Source organism: Streptomyces sp. NPDC048442 (assembly GCF_040651475.1).
In the GTDB taxonomy this organism is placed as follows: domain Bacteria; phylum Actinomycetota; class Actinomycetes; order Streptomycetales; family Streptomycetaceae; genus Streptomyces.
This window is the reverse complement of record NZ_JBEZKB010000003.1, coordinates 79,060-100,883: the sequence shown is the minus strand read 5'-3', so window position 1 is coordinate 100,883 and position 21,824 is coordinate 79,060. Positions and strand designations below refer to the sequence as shown.

11 protein-coding genes are annotated in these 21,824 nt (G+C 72.4%); all 11 read right to left on the bottom strand.

What is annotated here, in order from left to right; all coding sequences use genetic code 11:
- Positions 1-54: 54 nt before the first annotated feature.
- The gene (argF, locus tag AB0D18_RS06435; RefSeq protein WP_362413572.1) at positions 55-1,089 is read right to left on the bottom strand and encodes an ornithine carbamoyltransferase; all 1,035 of its coding nucleotides are present in this window, start codon (positions 1,087-1,089) and stop codon (positions 55-57) included.
- Between the two features lie 86 nt (positions 1,090-1,175).
- On the bottom strand, positions 1,176-2,408 hold the full coding sequence (locus AB0D18_RS06430) for an arginine deiminase (RefSeq protein ID WP_362413570.1): 1,233 nt from the start codon (positions 2,406-2,408) through the stop codon (positions 1,176-1,178).
- Positions 2,409-2,459: 51 nt separating this feature from the next.
- Positions 2,460-4,775 carry a hypothetical protein gene (locus AB0D18_RS06425; RefSeq protein ID WP_362413568.1) on the bottom strand — a complete coding sequence of 772 codons (2,316 nt, stop codon included), beginning with the start codon at positions 4,773-4,775 and terminating at the stop codon, positions 2,460-2,462.
- Complete coding sequence (locus AB0D18_RS06420) at positions 4,775-6,949, bottom strand: hypothetical protein (RefSeq protein ID WP_362413567.1); 2,175 nt, start codon at positions 6,947-6,949, stop codon at positions 4,775-4,777. The genes AB0D18_RS06425 and AB0D18_RS06420 overlap by 1 nt, the downstream gene beginning before the upstream one ends.
- On the bottom strand, positions 6,946-9,717 hold the full coding sequence (locus tag AB0D18_RS06415; protein WP_362413565.1) for a hypothetical protein: 2,772 nt from the start codon (positions 9,715-9,717) through the stop codon (positions 6,946-6,948). The genes AB0D18_RS06420 and AB0D18_RS06415 overlap by 4 nt, the downstream gene beginning before the upstream one ends.
- Complete coding sequence (locus tag AB0D18_RS06410) at positions 9,714-13,532, bottom strand: tubulin-like doman-containing protein (protein ID WP_362413563.1); 3,819 nt, start codon at positions 13,530-13,532, stop codon at positions 9,714-9,716. Before AB0D18_RS06410 ends, AB0D18_RS06415 begins: the two co-directional genes overlap by 4 nt.
- 60 nt (positions 13,533-13,592) lie before the next feature.
- Positions 13,593-16,001, bottom strand: coding sequence for a vWA domain-containing protein (locus tag AB0D18_RS06405; RefSeq protein WP_362413561.1), 2,409 nt, complete (start codon positions 15,999-16,001; stop codon positions 13,593-13,595).
- A 7-nt stretch (positions 16,002-16,008) separates the two neighbouring features.
- Entirely contained in the window at positions 16,009-16,461 is a 453-nt protein-coding gene (locus AB0D18_RS06400) for a Pycsar system effector family protein (RefSeq protein ID WP_362413559.1), read from the bottom strand.
- Positions 16,462-16,640: 179 nt separating this feature from the next.
- Entirely contained in the window at positions 16,641-18,302 is a 1,662-nt protein-coding gene (locus AB0D18_RS06395) for a hypothetical protein (RefSeq protein ID WP_362413557.1), read from the bottom strand.
- Positions 18,299-20,800, bottom strand: coding sequence for a hypothetical protein (locus AB0D18_RS06390; RefSeq protein ID WP_362413555.1), 2,502 nt, complete (start codon positions 20,798-20,800; stop codon positions 18,299-18,301). The genes AB0D18_RS06395 and AB0D18_RS06390 overlap by 4 nt, the downstream gene beginning before the upstream one ends.
- Entirely contained in the window at positions 20,797-21,759 is a 963-nt protein-coding gene (locus tag AB0D18_RS06385) for a hypothetical protein (RefSeq protein WP_362413553.1), read from the bottom strand. Before AB0D18_RS06385 ends, AB0D18_RS06390 begins: the two co-directional genes overlap by 4 nt.
- Positions 21,760-21,824: the final 65 nt, after the last annotated feature.

The following is a 21,824-nucleotide window of genomic DNA, read 5'->3' as shown; positions in this document are numbered from 1 at the left end:
CAAGCACCGCAATGGTAACCACTGCACTGCATATTCACCCAATTAGGTGCATTGCTATTCGGCGCTTGCCGGGGTGGCCATCGTCGCGACCAGCACGGCCTTGATCGTGTGCAGCCGGTTCTCGGCCTCGTCGAAGACGACGGAGTGCGCCGACTCGAAGACCTCGTCGGTGACTTCGAGCGAGGAAAGACCGTACTGCTCGTGGATCTCCCGGCCGACCTTGGTGCCCAGGTCATGGAAGGCGGGCAGGCAGTGCAGGAACTTCACGTCCGGGTTGCCTGTGGCACGCAGTACGTCCATGGTCACCGCGTACGGGACGAGTGCCTCGATGCGCTCGGCCCAGATCTCCTTGGGCTCACCCATCGACACCCATACGTCGGTGGCGACGAAGTCCGCGCCGCGCACGCCCTCCTCGACCTCCTCGGTGAGGGTGATGCGGGCACCACTGGCCCCGGCGAGCTCGCGGGCCTGCGCGACGATCTCCTCCGCGGGCCAGTAGGCCCGGGGGGCGACGATCCGCACGTCCATCCCGAGCAGCGCCCCGGTCACCAGGTACGAGTTGCCCATGTTGAAGCGCGCGTCGCCGAGGTAGGCGAAGGCGGTCCGTTCCAGGGGCTTGTCGCTGTGCTCGGTCATGGTGAGCACGTCGGCGAGCATCTGGGTGGGGTGCCAGTCGTCGGTGAGCCCGTTGAAGACCGGGACCCCGGCGTACGCGGCGAGCTCCTCGACGGTGGCCTGGGCGTCGCCCCGGTACTCGATGCCGTCGAACATCCGGCCCAGCACCCGCGCGGTGTCCTTCGGCGACTCCTTGTGCCCGATCTGCGAACCCGCCGGATCGAGGTAGGTAGTCGAGGCGCCCTGGTCGGCCGCCGCGACCTCGAAGGCACAGCGCGTGCGGGTCGACGTCTTCTCGAAGATCAGCGCGATGTTCCTGCCGCGCAGCCACTGCACCTCGGAGCCGGCCTTCTTCGCCGCCTTGAGCTCGGCGGCCAGTTCGACCAGACCGCGGAACTCCGCTGCGGAGAAGTCGCTCTCCTTGAGGAAGTGCCGGCCCTTCAGGGAGTGACGGCCTTCGAGATATGACGCCATGGGGACGCTCCGGATGCGACTAGACGAGTAACCAGGTGACTAGGGAACCGCGCCAACAGTGAAACTGTATGCGTGGAAGCGCATCACTATACGGCCTCACGTTCGATCGGGCAGCTCATGCACCGTGGCCCGCCCCGACCCCTGCCCAGTTCGCTGCCCCTGATCTCGATCACTTCGATGCCCTGTTTGCGCAGGTGGGTGTTTGTCGTCACATTTCTCTCGTACGCCACGACCACCCCGGGCTCGACGGCGAGGACATTGCAGCCGTCGTCCCACTGCTCCCGCTCCGCCGCATGAACATCCTGTGTGGCGGTCAGTACGCGTACGGAGTCGAGGCCCAGCGCGGCGGCGATCGCCCGGTGCATGTGCTCCGGCGGATGGTCGGTGACCTTGAGCTCGTTGCCGCCGACGCCCGGCTCGATCGTGTACGAGCGGAGCATGCCGAGGCCCGCGTACTGGGTGAAGGTGTCGCCGTCGACCATCGTCATCACGGTGTCGAGGTGCATGAAGGCCCGCCGCTTGGGCATGTCGAGGGCCACGATGGTCTGCGCGGAGCCGGCCGCGAAGAGGCCCTTGGCCAGCATTTCCACGGCCTGCGGGGTAGTCCGCTCGCTCATCCCGATCAGCACCGCACCGTTGCCGATGACCAGGACGTCGCCGCCCTCGATGGTCGAGGGGTAGTCGCTCTGCCCCTGCGACCAGGTGTGGAAGCCGCCCGCCTCCGGTCCTGTGAACAGCGGGTGGTGCTTGTAGATCGCCTCGAAGTGCACGGTCTCACGCTGCCTGGCCGGCCAGCGCATCGCGTTGATGGACACCCCGTCGTAGATCCACGCCGAGGTGTCCCGGGTGAAGAGGTGGTTGGGCAGCGGTCCGAGCAGGAAGTCGTCCAGGTCCATGACGTGGAAGCGGACCGAGGTCGGTTCCGGGTGCCGCTCCAGATACTCCCGCTTGGTCATTCCGCCGACCAGCGCCTCGCACAGCTCGGCGGCGGGCAGTTCGTCGAAGGCGGCGCGCAGATGGTCGGTGGCGAGCGGCCCGTACTCCTTCTCGTCGAAGACCCGGTCCAGTACGAGGCGTCTGACGTCCGGCAGTTCCAGGGCCTCGGTCAGCAGGTCACCGAAGAGGTGCACCTCCACGCCCCGGTCACGCAGTACGTCCGCGAACCCGTCGTGCTCCTGGCGGGCCCGGCGCACCCACAGCACGTCGTCGAAGAGCAGTGCGTCCTTGTTGCTGGGCGTGAGCCGCTTCAGCTCCAGATCGGGGCGGTGGAGGATGACGCGGCGCAGCCGCCCGGTCTCGGAATCAACATGGAATCCCATGGCTCCCATCCTGGCCGAGACCGGCGGCCCGCGCCCTGCTGATGGCCAGGATCAGAGCGCCACCACGACCACCACCAGCAGGGTGAGGAACAGCACCACGAGGGCACCGACCAGGATGAGGACGTACCGGATCCGGCGCTCATAGCCGTCGCCGTCCTCGTGCGGGGCGGAGGGTACGGCGGGTGTGGGGGGTACGGCGGATATGAGGGGTACGGCGGGTGTGGGGGGTACGGAGGGCCGCGCCGCCACTGGGTGCGGGGCGCCCTCCGGGGGTGGTCGGTCCGGCCCCTCCTGCCCTGTGGACCCGCTGCCACGTGGCTCGCGCCCCCTGGTGAGCAGCGCCCGCCACACCTCCTCGCGCAGCCCCGGCAGTTCGCCCTCCTCCAGGATCTGCCGTACGGCGGCCCTGGCGGCCGGGTCGGGTCCGGTGCGCAGCGCGGGCAGCAGCTTCGCCAGCCGCGCGCTCGGCCCGTCCTCGCCGGCCAGCGGCTGGACCGCCCAGCGGTAGAGGGCGGCGGCGTTGGCGGCCCGGGTCTCGTCGCCGGGGTAGCTACCGGCGGGCCCTTGCCAGCGCGGCAGGAACAGTTCCACGTCCAGCACGGCCTCGCACAGCTGGTGGCGGACGGCCTCCTTCCACTGCGGCAGGCGCTCGGCCACCTCCGTGACGAGGAGTGTCGTGGCCGTGTAGCTGAAGTCCTCGCGCACCGCCCTGACCAGGTCAGCGTCCGCGACCTCCGGCAAATCGGCCAGCACCTGCCGCAGCTCCTCGTCGGCGGTCCGCTCGTCGAGCGGACGGAGCCGGTCGAGGAGGTCGGGGTACGACAGCGACGGCTTGCGACGCCACACCTGCCGTGCGCGCCGGGCCCCGGAGGGGACGGCCCAGTGGGCGGCGGCGTACGACTCCGGCTGCCCACCGGGCGGCGGTGGAGACACAGGGGGTGGGGCCACAGGGGGTGGGGCAACAGGGGGTGGAGAGGCCGGAGGCGGAGAGATCGGGGGTGGCGAGACCTCGGGCGGAGAGGTCTGGGGCGGAGAGGCCTGGGGCGGGGCAGCCGGGGGTGGCGAGGCCTGAGGGTACGGAGCCGGCGGATACGAGACCGCGGGCCGGGCAGGGTTCTCGCGGCGGAGGTTGCGTTCGCGTTCCAGTTGGAGCTGGAGTTGGCGTTCCTTCTCACGGTCGTGGGCGAGGCGCCGCTCCAGGGCGCTGGCCTGCAGTTCCTCGCGTTCGCGTACGCGGTCCTGTTCCTGCTGAAGTGCCCGTTCCTCGCGGAGCTTGAGGTCCTGAAGACGCTGGAACTCCCGTTGGGCGTGTGCCTGTTGGTGTTCCAGTTCGCGGAGGGCTCGTTCGGCCGTACGGTGCATGTGCTCGGCGTCCAGGGGGGCGGAGCGGTTCGTTTCGGCGGCGTGGCCGAGCGCGTCCGCGACCTCGAACATCCGGGACTGCCTGCCGACCCGGGCCAGATAGTGGCCGACCAGGTGGTGCGCGAGCTCCTCGGCGCGGTCGCCGCGCCCTTCGTCCGGGTCCACCCGGGTGCGCTGGGTGTCCGGCGCCGCCGAGCCCGGCCAGCGGCGTACGAAGGCGAACCGGATCAGCGTGGACTCGGCGGTGTCCCGGGTCGCGTAGGTCCAGCGGTCCGGGACGATGCCGCTGAAGATCCCGTACAGGCCCATCAGCGTGCGGCACGCGCTGCGCCCGCCCTCCCGGTCCAGCAGCATCTGCACGCGCTTGGGGTGCCGGAGCAGTTCCGCCGCCGCCGCGACCAGGGACCGGGCCGTATCCGGCCCGGTGCCGTCGACCTCGTCGACCAGTTCGGCGTATCCCCGCAGTGCGGATTCGCGCAGTGCCCTGCCGGGGACCGGGGGCAGGTCCCCCTGGATCTCTCCCCAGTCCGCGTCGCCGAAGAAGTCGTCCGCCCAGGCCCAGCTGTCCAGTCCGATGCAGGTGTCGGGGTCGAGGACCTGCGCGGGGCCGATGAGGGCGTGGCAGAGGGTGCCGGGGCGGCCGCCCGGTTCGCGGTGCGGGGTGCGGCGCAGCAGCATGGCGTTGCCCTGCCCGTGCTGCTTCAGCCGTACGAGGCCGGAGGCGTCCGGCCCGTCGGAGGCCTGAAAGTTCCCCCGCAGCAGCGGGGCGACGCTGCTGCGGAGGAGTTCCTGCGCCTGGGTGCGTTCACAGGACCAGGCGACCGGGCCAAAGCCGGTGTTGCCCGACCGGTTGGCGGCGTCCCAGCGGAAGACGATCTGATCGACCAGCTCCTCGGGCGGCCCGTACTGCCCGTCCTGCGTGTCCCGCCCGTCCTGCTCGCCCTGCCCCGCTTGCCCGTCCTGCCCGTTCTGCCCGTCCTGCCGTCTGCCTGTCGTGCCGCCCATCAGGTCCCCACCTCTTCCCGGTCCGCGCCGGGCAGCAGCCCGCACATGGCAAAGATCGACAGCAGCGGGGCCAGCACCCGCCGGGGCCGCACCCCGTGCGGGAACGCCGCGTCCCGCTCCTGTCCGCCGGTGGCCGCCACGAAGTGCAGCGTGCACCGCCCGCAGTCGTCGAACGGCTTCAGCCAGGCCCGGCTGCCGTGGTGCTGGACGTACGCGTAGGCGTCCCTGCTCTCCTCGCGCACCGTGCCCCTGTCGAAGCGGGCGGCGGGCGGCCGGTTCAGCCAGCGGTCCACGGCCGGGTCGAACCGTACGAGATCGCTCTTGTTGACCGCGACGGCCGCGGCTGCTTCGACGTAACGCCCGTTCCTGGGGATGCGGTTGAGGACGGTGGTGAACGCCTCGTCGCCCAGGTTCCGCTGCTGGATCCCGACCCGCTCGCGCACCGGGTCCAGGGAGGCCAGCCGCAGCGCACGCAGCGGATCGAGTACGAAGATGAACGCGCCGACCTCGCCGAGGAAGCGGGTCACCTCGTTGTCCTGCGCCAGGTCCTCGCCCGCGAGGTCGAAGAAGAGCACCGGGCGGGTCGTCCCGTTCCCGGAGACCAGCAGCCCGTCGGCGAAGTCCGCGAAGGGCTCCTGGATGGTGCCGTCGAGCATTTCGCCCTGGTGCAGACGCTGGACCTTCTCCTGGAGGAACTCCCGGTGCCAGTCCGGGTTCAACGGCAGGCAGGTCAGTCCGTACGGTTCGAGGCCGCCCTGTTCGATCTCGCCGAGCATCGCCGCCAGCAGGTGGGTCTTGCCCGCTGCGGAACTGCCGACCATGGCGACGGTGAGCGGTTCGCCGTGGGTGAGGTACGGGACGGGCAGGTAGTGCGGCCGGTCGCCGGGGGCGTGCGGGCACTTCTGGAAGGCGTGCCGGAGGGCTTCCGTCCGGTGCATCGGCCGAAGCTCCGCGGCGAGGTCGAGGGGCTTGTACTCCTTCTTGGCGTTGCGCGCGAAGAGCCGGCCCTCGTCGTAGACGACGGGGAGCCGGCAGTGCGGGCAGAGCGGCGGGCGCGGGGTGGCGAACGGCGGGGACGTGGACTCCGCTTCCGGTTCCGCTTCGGACGGTGCGGAGCGACGGCGCGGCGTGCCCCGGGTGAACCAGCCCGGGAGGGAACGGCGACCGGAGCGCGACGGTGGGTACTCGGAACCGGTGTACATTCCCTGCCCGTTGACACCGTCGGCGTCGCCCGGCCCGTTCGTACCGGACGCACCGTTGTACGAGGGCTCGGCTATCCCTCTGGCCTGCCGTTTCGCCGCCGAACGGGTGTCGAAGTCGGCGCGGGCGCGCTGCAGCGGGTCGCTGCGCGTGGGAGCCGCGGCGAGCGGGTCGGGGGCGCCGAGCAGCCGCAACAGACCTGCCGCCGCAGGGCGTTCGGCGACCTGCGACTTGAAGGCCCCACTGTTGCCGAGGGCGGCGAGCTGGCGGTAGTCGGCGAGGTCGGCGGGCGGGCCGGCTCCGCTGCCCGGCCGGCCGGAGAGCAGGGTGTACGCGAGCTGGGCGACGGACCACACGTCGTCGCGCTCGTCGGCGTCGCCCTGGCCCGCGCGCTGTTCGGGCGAGGCCCAGGGGCCGGTGCCGAAGGCGTCCCGGGGGTCGCCGACGCGGGCCGCGCAGTACGGTTCGGTCAGCTGCACCTTGGCACCGTCCCAGCGGACGGTGTGCGGGGTCAGGTCCCGGTGGACGAGCCCGGCCGACCCCAACAGCCTTACGGACAGCACCAGTTGGCCGATGACATTGCGCTGCGCCTGGATGCCGAGCGACCCGGCGAGAGACGCGAGCGGCTCACCGGACGGTCGCGGGTAGAGGACGAAGGGCTCGGCGACCTCCAGGTTGTACCCGACGAGCCGGGTGAAGATCTCGCCGTACTCTTCCTCCCCGTAGCTCCACTCGACGGTCATGGCGGCGGCGATCTCGCGTTCCAGCGCGTCGTACGCCGACGGGTTGCCCCGGGCGGAGAGCGGCAGCCGGTGCTGGACCACCTGCCAGCCCTCGCCGAGGATTGCGTCGCGGGTCAGCGTCCCGGCCCGGCCCGGTGCCCTGCGGTCCTCGCCGAACCCGGCCGCGAAGCGGATGGAGCCCCCCTTGGGCAGGAAGATCTCCAGCTCTTCGACCGGCAGTACCCCTGTCATGCGTATTCGCCCTCCGCTTCCGGTTCCGGTCCGTCGTACGACCGCACCGTGCGGACGCCCCCCGCGCGCAGCGGCACCAGGCCGAGCACGCCCGCGCGCCGGCCGCCCGGCGTCCACACCACGTCGTCGGTCGCGCCGCGCCAGCCGTCCGGGTCCACCGTCTCCGCGCCCCGGCGGGCGGCCTCGGGCGCGAACCGCACCCGGCGTTCCGCTTCCGGGTCCTTGGAGAGCATCCGGCGGTGTTCGGCGGCGCACAGGCGTACCGTCCGCCCGCCGAAGCCGTCGGAGTCGAGCATTTCGGCCGTACGGTCGATGGCGACGCCGATCAGCAGGGCGACGCCGGGCCGGTCCCCGGAGGTACGGGCGAACGGCGGTGGCGCCGCAGCGGCGTCGCGGCACAGGGCCGCGTGCTCCTGCTCCAGCAACTCGCCCACTTTCGGGGCCAGCCTGAGGCGGCCGGCGGCTTCCGGATCGCGTTCGACGGTCGCCCAGCAGGTGCCCAGGAGCTGGGTGATGCCGTCCACCAGGTCGGACACGAGGGTCGGGACGAGGGCGGCACCGCCGTCACCGGTCTCCCGTTCCAGCCATGGTGGCTGCACGGGCTCGTCCAACTGCCATTCATCCGCCCGGAGTTCGCGCGTACTCGCGCCCGTGCGGGAGGGTGCGGAGGGGTCGGGGGCCGGAGCGGCAGGCCTGGGCGGCGGCGGGAGGGGATCGTCGAGTCCGCCACCGGCGGGCTCGGCCTCGATGGCTTCGCTCCAGTTGTCCCAACTCCATGCGGTGGAGGCCGGGTCGGACGGGGGAGCCGGGTCCGGGTCGGGCTCCGGGGCGAGGTCCGGATCGTCATGACCCACGGTCTCGTACTCGTAGCCGTGCCCGACCTCCGAGGGATCGGGCTGCTGTTGCCCCTGCTGCCTCTGCTGCCTTTGCTGCCTTTGCTGCGGAAGCGACTGGCGTACCTCGTACGTCTCCACGTTCACCGCAACTCTCCGCAGCAGTGCGGCAATTGCCCGTGCACCGTCCGAGCAGTGGTAACGGGCATCGGCGAACAGCCAGTCGTGCACCGCGGTTTCGGCGATCAGGGCGTCCATGCTCTGCAGGCACTGTGCGGCCTCGTCCACTCGCATCTCCGCCCACCAGGCCTCCACCGAGCGTGTCCAGTCGCGCACCGAGAGCAGCACGGAGGCGGCCACCGCCAGCACGAGGGCGCAGGCCCCCAACCAGCGTGGTACACCTGCGAGTTGTCCGACAAGACCGCCCACCACCCCGCCGACCGCTCCGGCGGCGAGACGGCCGAGCCAGGCCGTGTCACCACCGCCGTCCAGCCGTCCGTCCGGCGAGCGGCTGGGCCTGCGCTTCAGCATCAGCAGGGCGGGCACCGCCATCGCGGCGCCCGCCAGCGGGCCGATCAGCCAGCCGAGCCACGGCCAGAGTCCGGCGACGAACGCCAGGAGGAAGGCCAGGGAGAAGTCGGCGGCCCTGGGCCGTTCCCGGACCACGAAGAGGGCGGGCGTGGCGAGCCGCCGCAGGTAGTCACCCGGGCAGATCCGCTTGAGCTCGGTCAGCCGGGCCGCGCTGCCGGCAGGCGCGGACAGGTCGGAGAGCGCCCCGAGTCTGGCCGCGACCGAACGCAGCGGAAGCCCCCGGCCGAGCAGCCGCTCGGTGTAGCCGCGCAGACCGGGGGCGACGCTCTCCCGGGACACCTCGGTGATCTCGGGCAGCTCGATGCCGCGCCGGCTGAGGCGGCTGCGCTGTTCGGGGAGGAGGCGCAGGCCGTCGCCGTCGGTGAAGGCGCCTGCGACGGCTTCGCGGAAGTCGTGGAACGCGTCGGCGAGTTCCACGAGCGGGCCGGCCACGTCCGCCTGTCGGCCTGCGGAGGCGAACAGGCCGGAGGCGGGCCAGGTCTGTTCGTACGCCCCCGTCGCCTCGCGCAGCGCCTGCTCGCAGCGGCGGTGCTTGTGCTCGGCGTCCCCGCCCTGCACCAGCCAGGCCCGCTCCCGGATGCTCTTGGGCACACCGCCGCCGAGCAGCGGGGCGAGCTCGGCGGGCACGGCCTCCGACGCCCCGGCGGACCCGCCGCCGGCCGTCTCGCCGAGGTCGTCGTCGGCGTAACCGGAGTGAGCGGCGGGCGAGGCTGCCGTGACGAGCGCGGGTGCCGGAACCTCCTCACCGGCCAGCGTGTCCAGCGCCTGCCGCCAGGCCCGGTGCCGTGCGGCCTCGGTCAGGTCGTGTTCGAGGATGCGTACGGCGGGCACGGCGACGCCGTCCATGACCTGCCCGAGGGCGTGCAGTACGGCGTCGAAGACCCCCGGCTCGGACAGCACCTCGGTCAGCGGCCGCAGGACGTCGTCGCCCGTGCCCGCGGAAGCCGTCTCCCCCGCGAGCGCGTCGAGAACCCACAGCACTCCTGCGTCCGGCGGCCGCAGCGACAACGGCCGCGCCAACGGCCGGACCACTGCCCCGAGCATCCCGTCGACCGGGGCGGCGCCCTGCGCATCGGCCGGATCCCAGCCGTCGGCGGCTCCGACCGCGAGGCAGACGATACGGGCGGAGCCGTGTGCAAAGAGCTGCTCGTAGAGCAGTTGGTTACGGTCGAGCCTGGCGGCGTCGTCCACGACGAGGAACCGCCGCCGGGCCTGCGACGACCGTACGAGCGCAAGCGCGTCGCGCACGGCACGGGCACCGTCGCCGGGCCCGGCGCCCGGCCCGGCGGCGTCCCGCAGATCGAGCCGGACCGCGTGCCCCGGCACTCCCTGTTCGACGCTCACCAGGAATCCCCTTCCGCCCAGTCGTCGCCGGAGGGCTTACGGGGGTCCCGGGGGTCCCGGCCGTCGGCGTCGAAGTCGGGACTACCGTCGGGCGTCGACCGGCTGCCGGACGCGGGCCGGCCGTCAGAAGCGGGAGCGCCGTCGGACGCTCTCCGACCGCCCTGGGGCCGGGCGTCCTCGCCGTGGCCGTGACCGGCCCCGTCCGACCACTCGGGGTCGCCCCGCCCGCCGGACTCCTCCGCCCGCTTCACCCACTCCGGTCGCTCGGGTCCCGTCGACCGCTCCCGCCGCTCCGATCGCTCGGGCCCCAACGGCCCCGTCGCCCTCTCCGGCCGCGTGTGCCGCTCCGGCCCCGTCGGCCTTCCCCGCTGGTCCGCCCCGTCCGCCCCGTACTCCTCACCAGACTCGTACTTCTCGTACGCCTCGTACGGCTCCTCAGGCCACTCGGCCTCGTCCGCCGCCCACACGGGGGCGTCGTCCCAGGCGCGGTCGGACTGCCGCCCGGCCTGCCGCTCGCCCGGCCTCTCGCTCTGCCTCTCGCCCTGACGCCACTCCCCCTGCAAAGGCTCCGGCTCGGGACCGTGGCCGTTCGTCCGGAGGTGGCCCGCCCGTGCGGGCCGCCCGTCCGGCGCGGACCACTCGTCCGCCGGGGGACGTCCGTTCACGTACGGGCCGGGACCGGCGCCCCTGCCCTGCCCGTAACGCCCGTACAGCGCCCGCAGGTTCGGGTGGATCGGGCGCTGTGCGCCGGGGAAGCGGAGGTCGAGCGCCCCCTGGAAGGTGTGCTCCCAGAAGCCACGCAGCGGAACCATCCACTCCTCGCCCTCCGCCCCGTACTGCCCCGCCAACTCCTCCAGACGCACGAGCTGTTGCGGCGCCACCTCCTCCACCAGGGTGCGGAAGAGGCCCGAGGGAGGGGTGGGCGTGGTGGTGAGGCCGTGCGGCTGGGCGGCCATCAGCTGGTCGCAGAAGTCCTCGATGATCTGCCCCTCGTCGAGCAGCGCCCACTGCTCGTACGCCCGCAGCAGGCCCGACCAGCTGGAGACCGACTCGTCGAACGCTTCGAGCCGCAGCGTCATCGTCGCGGAGTCGCCGTCCTGGAGACGGATCCGGATGGCTTCGGGCGAGGCGGCGGGGCCGCGCACCTCGACCCGCCCGTTCCACATCGCGCACAGGATGCGGTGCAGGATGCGCCGGCGGTCGTCCTCCGTACTGGCGAGCCAGTCGTCGCGGTAGCCGAGCCGCTGCCGCCAGTGCAGGAAGTCGTCGGTTCCGGCGGCGTCCCGGGACTCCGCCCAGAGCCGCAGCACGTGCCGCGCCTCCGAGACGTCGGTGAGGCTCATCCCGCTGCGGAACAGCACCACGGTGATCGCCTGGGTGTCCACCGCCCGGCTCTCCGGCCTTCCGCCGAGATCGCGCGGCAGGTTCAACTCTTCTTGCAGGAACTGGGAGTTGCGCTCGTTGGTCTCGCTCTGCGGGTAGACGATCAGAACCTTCAGCGGGCCGTTGCCGTCCGGTGTGAAACCGACCGGCAGCAGGCTCGCGAGCTGGGAGCGGAACTGCTCCAGCCAGCGCGCGTCGACCGACGCCTCCGCGTCCTCGTCCCCGGCCGCCGCCTGGAGCAGCACGCCCAGCGAGGGCAGCAGCGGGCGGTCGTTGAGCATGCTGGCCTCACCGAAGAGGCCCTTGACGCGCCGCTCGACGACCTGCTTGATCTGCTTGACCGCGTCGTGCGGGGAGCGCCGTACGGCATCCAGGGCGAGCTGCCAGTCAGCGGGCTGGACCAGCTTGTCGAGCAGGCCGGCGGCGTTCGGGTTCGGGGGAAGCCCCTCGTTCTCCTGGAGCCGGGTGACGACGTCGTCGTAGAAGGCGCTGAGGGTGCCCTGCGGGGGCAGCAGGTAGGAGACTCCGGTGCGGTCGTCGCGGTAGAGCTCCTTGCGGCGGTCGCGGAAAGACTTGCGCTCGTCCTCCTCGTGCACCTTCAACGCCCTTACCAGCGCGGTGACTTCCTTGACCGTACGGACCAGTGGGGAGCGCCAGCGCAGCTCGTGGTCCTTCCAGCTGCGGTGCCACAGCCGGTTGGCCCGCCACTGGTACCAGCGGTCCTGCTCCTCGATGGCCTCCTGCACGTCCGGGTCGCCCCAGCGGGCCGGGACGAGGCCGCCGACGCTGCGCCTGATCCGGGGGACCTGGGGCGCGGAGGCGTTGACCCCGTCCGGCTTCTCGGGGTCGTTCTTGCGGTTGTCGAGCATCCCGGCGAAGCCGGCCGCGGCGGCCCGCTGCTCGTGCTCGGGAAGGCCGAGCAGTACCCGCTCGGCCCTGAACGGGCCTATCAGGCCGAGGAGTTCACGCGCCCCGACACCCGGCTTGAAGTCCTCGACCATGCGCGGGACTTCACGGTCCAGTTCCCGGTTGAGCCGGACGAGGCCGTCGTCCATGTCGCCGATCCGGTCCCGGAGGGCCTGCCCGATGTCCTGGGTGCCCTTGGGCAACGGGTCGGGGGCCGGCACCTCGGGGGCCTCCCGGGTCCAGAGCCTGCCGACGCCGGAGCGGTCGAACATGTCGCGGACCCGCTCGGTGCCCTGCTCGTCGCCCTTCTTCGCACGCTCGCTCATGTCCCGTACGGCCTGCGCCAGCAGTCTGCTCGCGACGATCTCCGCGAGGTCGTCCACCGGCACGGTCAGCGAGGCCGCCAGGCTGGTCGACATGCCGCGGTAGCCGATGCCGGAGCGGGACGGGGTGGAGCGTTCCACGCTCTTGTTGACGAAGCTCGCCGCGAACGACTGGTAGTCGCCCTCGGTGCGGCCGTTCGTGGTGTTGTCGCCGAGTTCGGTGCCGATCAGCGACATCACCATGGCGGTGGCGGACCGGCGCAGGTCCTCCGGCCGGATCCCGGACGGTTTGCTGAACAGGAACGCCGTCTGGACGGTGGAGGGGCGCAGCCGGATCACGCCCTCCCTGGGGTAGCGCACCGCCAGCGAACCGCGCTGCTCGACGTCGCCGAAGTCGGACTGCGCGCTGGGCACGTTCTGGTCGTCGACCAGCCGGGAGAGGTCCACCAGGGCGCGCGCCGCGTTGAGTTCGGCGTCCCGGCCGCCGCCCGCCCCCGGCGGGAACGCCGACGGCATGACCACCAGCGGGTAGATCTTCACCCCCGGCACCTTGGACTTGCGGAACTCGTGCCCGATGAGGTGGATGAAGTCGTAGTAGATCCCGGCGCCCGTGCCGCCCGCCACGGAGAACGCGACGAAGACGTCGCAGCCGCGGATCTGCCGCCCTCCCACGTCCCGCAGGTCGCCCGCCGAGTTGCTGATCAGGCTGATGGCCGCGCCGAGTTGGCCCAGTACGGGGTCAAGGCCGCCGCGCAGGGTCGCGAAGAGCGCGGACCTGCCGACGGTCGGCAGCTGACCGGCCCCGTTGTGCAGCGGGGCGACCCGGGGTTCGCGCTCCTTGGGCGGCAGCCAGCTCTTCGTCTCGTCGTGCAGCGCCACCCGCAGCATCCGGGCGACGTCCGGAGAGCTGTCGTAGTCGGCGGGCAGCAGGTCGTGGACGACCCTGGAGGTACGGGCGTACGCGGCCGCCTCCGCGCCCTTGGCCTGGAGGTGCGGCAGCTGGTCGAGCTCGGACTCGCTGAAGTCCGCGTACACGAACTGGAGGCAGTCGGGCAGCTGGAAGCGCTTGCGCCGGTCGTCGCCGGCGAGCTTGGTCCCGTCGGGACCGCAGAGCTCGCGGCGCAGTCCGCGTTCCAGCTCGGCGCCGATGCGGCCGCCGGTGCCGCCCAGTCCGACGAAGAGCATGGGCTGGTAGATCTTCATGTCGTCTCTTGTCTCCCCTTGGTGCCTGGGCCCCGGGTTGGCGGGCCCCGTGGGCCGGGCTCAGAAGTTGGCGTCGTACTGACGGGGGCCGGGTGCGGAACCGGAACCGGAGGCGGAACCGGAACCTGCGCCCGGATCCCGGGGGGCGCCGCCCCGGCCGCCGCCCCGTGCGGCCCCGCTCTCCCTGCGGCCCTGCCTCGGCCGGAAGGGACCTCGCCGTGGCCGGCCGGAAACGGAACCTCCGCCCGGGGCCCGGCGGTTGTCGTGGACGAGCAGCTCGATGCCCTCGCCCAGTTCGACCGACTCTCCTGCGGGCAGGGCCCGTTCGCCGCCGCGGTACGGCTTGATCATGATCACTCCGGCGGTGGTGCGCCGCACCCGGTGCACGTCCCCGCCACCGCTGACCCGCTTGAGCTTGGGCACGGATCCGCTCGCCCGCTCCACCGCGAAGCGGAATTCGCCGCCGCCCTGCCCGGACCGTACGGTCAGCTCGTCGACCGCCCGCCCGTCCCTGCGCAGTTCCAGCCGTACGCCGGTCAGGTCGCGCCGCCTGGCGCCGGCCTTCACCCGTACGACCACGAACGCGGCGACGGCCAGCACCAGGGCGACGGCGCCGACCACACCCCACCACCAGCGGTCCCACCAGGTGGGCTCCGCTTCGACGAGGGCGTTGAGGAAGGTGGTGTCCAGGGTGCGCCCGCCGTCGTCGGCGTCGGTGAGCACGACGCCGCCCGCCAGCTCCCCGAGGGGGGCGTCCGCCCCGACGGACACGGTGAACGTGTGGTGCGAACTGCCGGGCTCCGCGCGCACCTTGACCGGTGTGACGCTCAGCGGCGAACCCGCGGGCCGGCCCGCGAGAGCGAGGCCAAGGGTGTGCGCAACGGTGTCTTTGTTCGTCACGTCCACGGTCCCCCGGAGGGTTCCCCCGGGGTACACGGTGCTGCGCTCGACGGTGACCTGGCCCTCGACCTGCGCGGCGCCGGAGGCGAGGGTGGTGTGCAGCGGCCGGTGGTCGCCGGTCACTCCCGGGGCGGACATCTCGCCGATGACCTCGATGTTCCCGGCGGCCCCTTTGGGGATGTCGACGGTGCCGGTGAAGCGGGCGTCCCCTGCCTTCGCGTCGGGCTTGGTCCCGTCGTCCTTGAGCGTGGCGTCGACCGGCCCGAAGCCCTGCCCGGTGACCTTGACGCCGACCCGGATGCCCTTGAGCTGGCTCTGGTCGATGACGACACCGCGCCTGGTCTGCATCTGCATCTCCACGACGGCCTGTTCACCGGCGCGCGGCGAGGAGGGGTCGAGGATGATCGTGGAGCTGAGCCTGCCCTGCCAGATGGCACGTACGGCGACATCCTGGCCCCGGTGTCCCTCGGGCGCCTCGACCCGCACCTTCCACCTGCCCGGCAGCGGATTCTTCACCCGCAGCGCCTCCACAGGACCGTCCCTGCCGCTGACCTCGAAGCTGGACCCGTCGGCGGAACCGCTAGTGGGGACCTTCTTGCCGGTGGGGTCGTAGTACGTCACCGAGACCTTGGGGTCGTGTTTGCTGACCGTGATCGAGCCGTCGGTGGCGATCGGCGGGATGACCACCGACAGCTCCCCCGGCGGTTTGCCGCGGGTGCCCTCGACGACCTGGGCGCAGCGGGCGGCGGCGAAGGTCTCCTGGAGGGCCTTGTCGATCTGCTCGGAGTTGTCGACGACGCGCATGCGGGGCGTGGCGTCGGGGAGGTCGGCGCAGCCGTTGCGGTAGCCGCCGTTCGCCATCGCGGCGAGCGCCCCGCGGTCGATCTCGTTGCCGAAGCCGAGCGGCCAGATCTGCACCGACTCCCGCTGGGCGCGGGCGAGTTCGTCGGTGAGCTGCTTGGCGGCGTTGGCCTGCCGGGACGGCCGGTCCGGTCCGTACGAGGGGCTGTCGCCGACGTCCAGCTTCCCGTCGGTGAGCAGGAACACCACCTTGGGGGTGCCCGGTCTGCCTTCCTTGGTGAGCCGGTTCACCGCCTGCCGGACGGCGGACGGGAAGTCGGTGCCGGGCCCGGTGCCGTTCTTGTCCCGCTTCCCCAGCTGCTGCACGCAGTCGCTGAGCGTCTGGCGGCCCGCCGCGTCGGACACGGTCAGCCCGCACACCTCGCGCACGGCGGACTGCCCGGCCTTCTCGGAACTCCCGAATCCGATCACCGCGGCGCGCGACCGCTCGGATATCTCGCCCTGGCTGAGCAGCGCGGCGGCCTCCACTTCGCGGGCCAGGTCCTTCTCGGAGAGGCTCTTGGAGAGGTCCACCACGACGGCGAAGTCGATCGGATCGGGCCCTTCGGCAACCTGTCGCCATTGTTGCTGCTGTGCCTGTACGGGTACGGCGGCCCCTGCCAGCGCCAGGAGTACGAGCCCGGCCCCCGCCGCACGCCACGGCGTCCGGCCCCGCACCCACCCACGGCCACGGCCACTCCGTGCGGTCTGCTTCATCTGCTGATTCATCGTCTCGTCACCACACCTGGCCGATTACGGAAAGCACCACGCCGAGGGTCAGACAGCAGACCCCCGCGCGCAGCCAGCGGTACTTGGCGGTGAGGACCGCCCCGAGGACGGTCGCCTCACTGATCATCCAACGCACGACATCCGCACCGGACACGGTCAGCCGGTCCCGCAGCGCTTCGGGCGACGCGCCGACGCTCAGATCGCGCAGGAACGTGATGTCCGCGCCGATCCGGGTACGCGGCAGCACCACGCCGATGAGCATCAACAGCCCTGCCAGCCACAGCAGTCCACCCGCCACCACCAGTCCGAGCGCTGCCCCCTCGGGAACGACCGACCCGTCCCTGACCCACACCACGGCCAGGAACGCCAGCCCTCCGGACAGCAGAACCGCCGCTTTGGCGTCGGCCCGCCCTATGTCCTCGCGCACGGAGTCCAGCACCCGCTCGGCGACGAACCGCACGTCGGGGGTGGTGGCTGAGTCCCGGCCTGGCTCAGGACCCTGGCCCGGAACCGGAACCGGAACCTGCCCAAGGTCTGGGGCCGGCGCAGGGGTGGGAACCGGCGCGGGCGTCTGGGCGGGTTCGGGAACCGGATCCGGGGCACGCCGGGTGCCCGTCGTGCGGCGGCGCGGTTCCGTATTCATTCGTCGTCCCAGTCGTCGAAATCCGCGCTCGGTCGGGAGGCTCGTCCTCCACCGCCCCGGCCTGCTTGTTCGCCTCCGCGCTCCCGCCCGTCGTCGCCCCAACTGCCGCCGGAGCCGCCACCGCGGCCCGAACTCCCTTGGGCGTACGCGTCGTTGTCCCACCCGTCGCGCCAGTCGACATCCGGGTCCTGACCTCGACCACGCTCTGCGGTGCGCCCGCGGTTGCGTTCCCGGCCCGTTTCCTCGTCCCGGTTCCGGTTCCGGTTCTGTTCGCGGTCCCGGCCCCGGTCCCGTTCCAGTTCCAGGTCCGCCGAGGAGTCGACCCGGGTCGGTTCGTGCACGTGCCGCTGACGGCCGGGCGGCTGCGCCCCCGACCCGGAGTCCGGCCCGTCCTCCTCCCAGTACGGCCTCCCGGGTTCGGCCCGCTCCCCCCGGCCGCCTCCGCTCTCCAATTCCCTGCCACCGCCGCTGCCCCTGCCCTGGCCCCCGGCCCTGCCCAGCGCCCGGCCTGGCCCCCCGCGCCGGGGCGGCGGCAGGACGGATTCCGTGACGCCGCCGAGGACGCCGCCCGAGTTCTCCCGCAAGTACTGCAGGACCTCGTACATGTGCTCGCCGATGTCGTGGCGCTCCAGGTTCCCGGTGTCGAGCAGCTTGTGGAACAGACCGATGAAGTCGGCCTGGCCCTCCCGGCGTTCCTCCCGGATCGCCTGCCGGATCTCCCACTGCTTGTCCGGATTCGTGGCCATGTGGTAGGCGATCTCGCTGTCGTCGCCCTGCCTGAGCATGTGCAGGAGTTCCGCCGCCTCCTCGCGCAGCGCCTCGCGCCTGCGCGCCGCGTTGCGCCGTTCCGCCTCCGCCTTCAGGCCATCGGTGTCCATGTCGATGGCGATGGTGTCCTTCTCGTGGACACGCGTCTTGACGTCCTCGCTGAGGTCGATGAAGACATGGACGCGGGTCGAGAGACCGAGCTCCCGGCCGAGGTCGATGTGCCCCGCCTCCACCGCCGCTCTGACGGCGTCGTCGGCACGCTGGGACTCGGTCAGCCGGAAGCGGCGCGACACGTTCCGCAGCGCGGCGAGGAGTTCGTCGCGCAACAGCTCGCCGACGTCCCGCACGTTCTGGCGCACGACGGTACGAGGGTCGACGACCTCCCAGCGCACCCGCGCCGTCGCGTCGAAGAACGCCGCGTCGCCCGATGCGGGCAGCCGCAGGTCGAAGGAGGTGAGATACCAGCCGAGCCGTACCTCGAAGACGGTGTACGGCGAGCCCATCCACGGTTTGTCGAAGTCCTCGCGGCGATCGGGCCACAGGACGCTGTACCCGCCCTTCTTGTAGAGCAGCACGGCCGCGACCTGGCCGCTCCGGTGGACGTACGGAGGCGCGTACTCGCCGATCAGCGGCCCCCTGGGCTGCGCCTCCTGCCCCGACTCGACTGATGCGTGCGGCTGTTGGGGCTGCCCGGGCCGCATCTGCCGTACGGGCGGATCCTGCGCGCGGTCCCCGATGCCCTGCCCGCCCTGCCGGTCCTGCCGACCCTGCCCGTCCTGCCGACCTCGTCCGTCCTGCCGGGCCCGCTCGTCCTGCCGGTCCTGGCGCTGCGGCTGCTGCTGCCGCTGCGGCTGCTCCGGCCGCCGCCCGTTCGGCTCCCTGTCCGTCATGCTTCGGCTCCCTCTCCCACGGCGTTCCACATCCGGTGGGCCGCCGTTCTGTCCAGTGCGTCACCGGGGTCGTGCACCAGCCGGTCCAGCAGGTGCCGCAGCCGGTCGCGGTCGCGGCGGTCGACGGCGATCAGCGGCAGGAAGCGGCAGAGGAGTGCGAGCTGTTCCGCGTCCCCCGCCGCCCGGCGCATCCAACTGGCGAGCGCGTCCAGCGCGGCCTCGCCCGAACGGGCGGTGGACAGGCCGTGCCGGATCAGGTCCGCCAGCCTCCTCGCCAGCTCCGGCCGGGTCGCCAGCAGCGCGGCGACGAGCGGTTTCGACCCGTGCTGCTCCATCTCCTCGTCCTCGTGCAGCCCCCAGAGGTACGTGGCCTTGGTGCGCACCGCGCCGATCACCGCGAGCAGTACGAGGTTGGCGAGATCCTTGCGGTCCTCGCGCAGCCAGCTGCCGAGCCGCTCGACGACGGTGGCGGGTTCCGCGCCCGCCAGCAGCCGCGTCACGCTGAAGGCGGCGGTGACAAGTTCGTCGAGGTCCGTCTCCTCCCGCCGTACCACCTTGGCCAGTTCGTCGAGCGAGGCCCCGACGGACCCGGCCGTCATGCCGTAGCCGTGGGTGAGCAGCGCGGTCGACACCAGCGCCTCGTCGCCGCTTCGCGCCCACTCCTTCAGCAGCGCGCGGGCGGCCGGACGTACGGAGGGTTCGCGCGAGGCCTCGGCGAGCGCGGTCGCCGCGGCCATCTGGAGGGTGGGGCTGTCCAACGCGGCCATCGGGCCGAGCAGTTCACCGGCCCCGTACACCCAGTCCCAGGAGCACAGCACCCCGGCGGCGATGGAGGCCCGCACCCACAGCTGGGGGCGCGGGTCGTCGCAGAGCGAGCGCAGCCAGCGGACCAGCGGGCCACGCGAGTTGTGGTATCCGTGCCACACCTCCTGGAGCACTGCGGTGGCGAGCCCCTGCCCCTGGAAGCGGACCGCCCGCACCGGCACCCTGGCGTCCCCCAGGTCGAGTTCACCGTCCTCGACCACGGCCCGCGCGAGGGCCGGACGGTCCTCGTCGTGCACCCCGAACAGCCGTCGCCCCACCGCCTGTTCGGGATCGAGCGTCATCGCGAGTTCCCAGGCCAGCTGCTCGCCCGCCTCCGCGGTGAGGCTGTACGGAGAACCGTTGAAGACGGCGACCGCGATCCGGAAGGCGGTGACACCGAGGGTGGGCGCGGCCGCCGGAAGGGTGCCGGGGCGGTCCGCGTCGGCGAACCACGCACGCGCCTGCGCCCGTACGAACGAGCCGCAGTCCAGCCGTAATTGCTCGTCCGTCAGCTCCTCACGCTGTCGGCGCGCGAGCTGACCGGCGAGCCGTGCGGCCTCCCTGGGCCGCAGCTCGTCCAGCCCTAGCGCCTTCTGCAGACCCTCCTCGGCGAAGAGCCGCCGCGCGTCGCGCAGAGCCTCTTCGGGCTCTTCCTTGAGGAGTACGCGGAGATGGCGGTGGATCACCGCCTCGGTGCGAGGCGGCCGGCAGAGCAGCCCGTACCTCCCGCGCAGGAACTGGCTCGCCAGCTCCCCGCCCCCGGCCAGCACCACCGCGTACGCCCCGGGCTCCGAACCGGCCTCGGGCTCGGAACCGGGCTCGGCCCCGGGCTCGGCCCCGGGCTTCGCGAGGAGTCCGCTGAGCCGGTCGAGGTGCAGCTCGGTGGGGCGGCCGGGACCGGGCCGGTACGGGGCCGAGTGCTCGAAGCCCCTCAACTCTCGTTCGTGCAGCGCTTGCTGACTGCCCGCATCGGGGGGAAGTTCCAGCAGATAGCCGTGCCCGTGTTCGATGTCGGAGGCTTCGATGCGGTGCAGCGGGATGCTCGGGTCCAGCCGGTCGACGCGGTCGCCGGTGAGCTCGGAGAGCAGGGTGAGCGCGGTGGCGGTGCGGCCACTGCCGGGCTCGCCGCACAGGACCAGGAGCCGGCAGTCCCGCAGCAGGTCCTTCATCCGCTGGTAGCCGGCCGCTTCGCAGTAGACGTCGGCGAGCCGGTCCAGCTCCTCCTTGGGGACGGGGCCCGCGACCATGGCACTGCCGCCGCGCCCGGAGGGACCGTACTGGTTGTACACGTGGTTGCCCTGGAGCAGCACGCTGTCGCCGTGCGTGTCGAAGCGCTGCCCCAGCGCGCCGAGGGCACCGAGCGCGGCGAAGTTCTGCAGCGCGGCGTGCGCGGCACCCGAACCGCCGGTGCCGCCGCCGGCGCCGCCGAGCGGGCCGCGCCCCACCTGGTCGAAGGGGCTCGCCTCGGGCTTCTGCTCGGCGTCCTCGTCGCTGCCGTCGGCGGACGGGGAGGCGGCCTTGTCGTCCTTGTTGTCGCCACCCTTGTCCCTGCCGCCACCCTTGTCGGCGCCTTTGCCCCCGCCTTTGTCCCCGCCCTTGTCCCCGCCTCTGCCGCCCCCTCCCTGACCGGCTCCCCGGTCCTGCGGGGGGTCGGCCGCGACTTCCGGGGAGGCGCCCTCGTCCGGATCGCTCATGCCCGGTCCTCGCTCTCACCGGCGGATACGGGGCGCTCTTCGTCCTCGTCCCGGCCCCGCGGTTCTTCGACCCGCGTCTCTTCGCCCCGTGCCGCTTCTCCTCGCGCGTCCTTGCGGAACCCGGTGAAACCCCCGTTGATCGTGCTCCCGGTGACGCTCAGGTTGTCGCCCCCGACGTGGAACTCCTGCGACAGCCCCGGCCCGGGACGCTCCCCGCCCCGCACACCGGGCGGCGGTGGGCTGTCCCCCTTCGGCCCACCGCCGCGTCCGGGCTCCGCGGCCTGTTTCACCGCGGTCGGACCCCGGGGTGAGGACACCGCCTCCATCGGCGGCGCCTCCAGCCCCGGGACATGGAACCAGGCGGTCTCGTCGGTCTCCTTCGCACGGACCCGACCGCTCAGATACTGCTGCGGCTCGATGTACCGGCCACCCTCGGCGACCACGTTCGCGTAGAGCCACTCGGAGACGACGAGCATCAGCCCGGAGGCCGGCGCCGCCTCCATGACCCGCTTCGCGGTGTCGCTGTCGCACAGTCGGCAGGTCAGATCGACGGCTCTGCCCACCAGCCCCCGCCCGTCGTCCAGCACCGGCCCGACGTGCATCCCCACCCGCATCCGCAACCGCTCGGACCTGTCGCGATTGTGCTCCCGCAGGTTCTCGTAGAGGGTGCTCAGCCAGCGCCCGACCATCAGCGAGGACGGCATGTCGGCGGGCAGCGCGGCCAGGATCCCGTCGCCCCGGTCCTCCTGGTGGAGTCTGCCGGGCGACACCCCGACGACCTCGAACGCCTCCCCGAACGCGGCGTACATCGCCGTCCGCATCCGCTTCTTCGTCTCCAGGCCCATGGACCCGGACCCGCAGACGTCGCCGAAGACCACGAGCCGGTTGACCGGAGCCGGTTGCGTTCCCGGCCCGCCCGGTCCCTCCCCGTTCGCCCCCGCGCCTGTCGATCCGTACACCGTCGCCTCCTGCGTGCTCGTCCGCCGGTTTCACTCTCGTACCGTCCGCCACCGCGCGATGTAGC

Excerpts from the sequence above, each read along its gene's own strand:
- argF (WP_362413572.1), bottom strand. The coding sequence starts at position 1,089 with ATGGCGTCATATCTCGAAGGCCGTCACTCCCTGAAGGGCCGGCACTTC.
- AB0D18_RS06430 (WP_362413570.1), bottom strand. The coding sequence starts at position 2,408 with ATGGGATTCCATGTTGATTCCGAGACCGGGCGGCTGCGCCGCGTCATC.
- AB0D18_RS06425 (WP_362413568.1), bottom strand. The coding sequence starts at position 4,775 with ATGGGCGGCACGACAGGCAGACGGCAGGACGGGCAGAACGGGCAGGAC.
- AB0D18_RS06420 (WP_362413567.1), bottom strand. The coding sequence starts at position 6,949 with ATGACAGGGGTACTGCCGGTCGAAGAGCTGGAGATCTTCCTGCCCAAG.
- AB0D18_RS06410 (WP_362413563.1), bottom strand. The coding sequence starts at position 13,532 with ATGAAGATCTACCAGCCCATGCTCTTCGTCGGACTGGGCGGCACCGGC.
- AB0D18_RS06405 (WP_362413561.1), bottom strand. The coding sequence starts at position 16,001 with ATGAATCAGCAGATGAAGCAGACCGCACGGAGTGGCCGTGGCCGTGGG.
- AB0D18_RS06395 (WP_362413557.1), bottom strand. The coding sequence starts at position 18,302 with ATGACGGACAGGGAGCCGAACGGGCGGCGGCCGGAGCAGCCGCAGCGG.
- AB0D18_RS06390 (WP_362413555.1), bottom strand. The coding sequence starts at position 20,800 with ATGAGCGATCCGGACGAGGGCGCCTCCCCGGAAGTCGCGGCCGACCCC.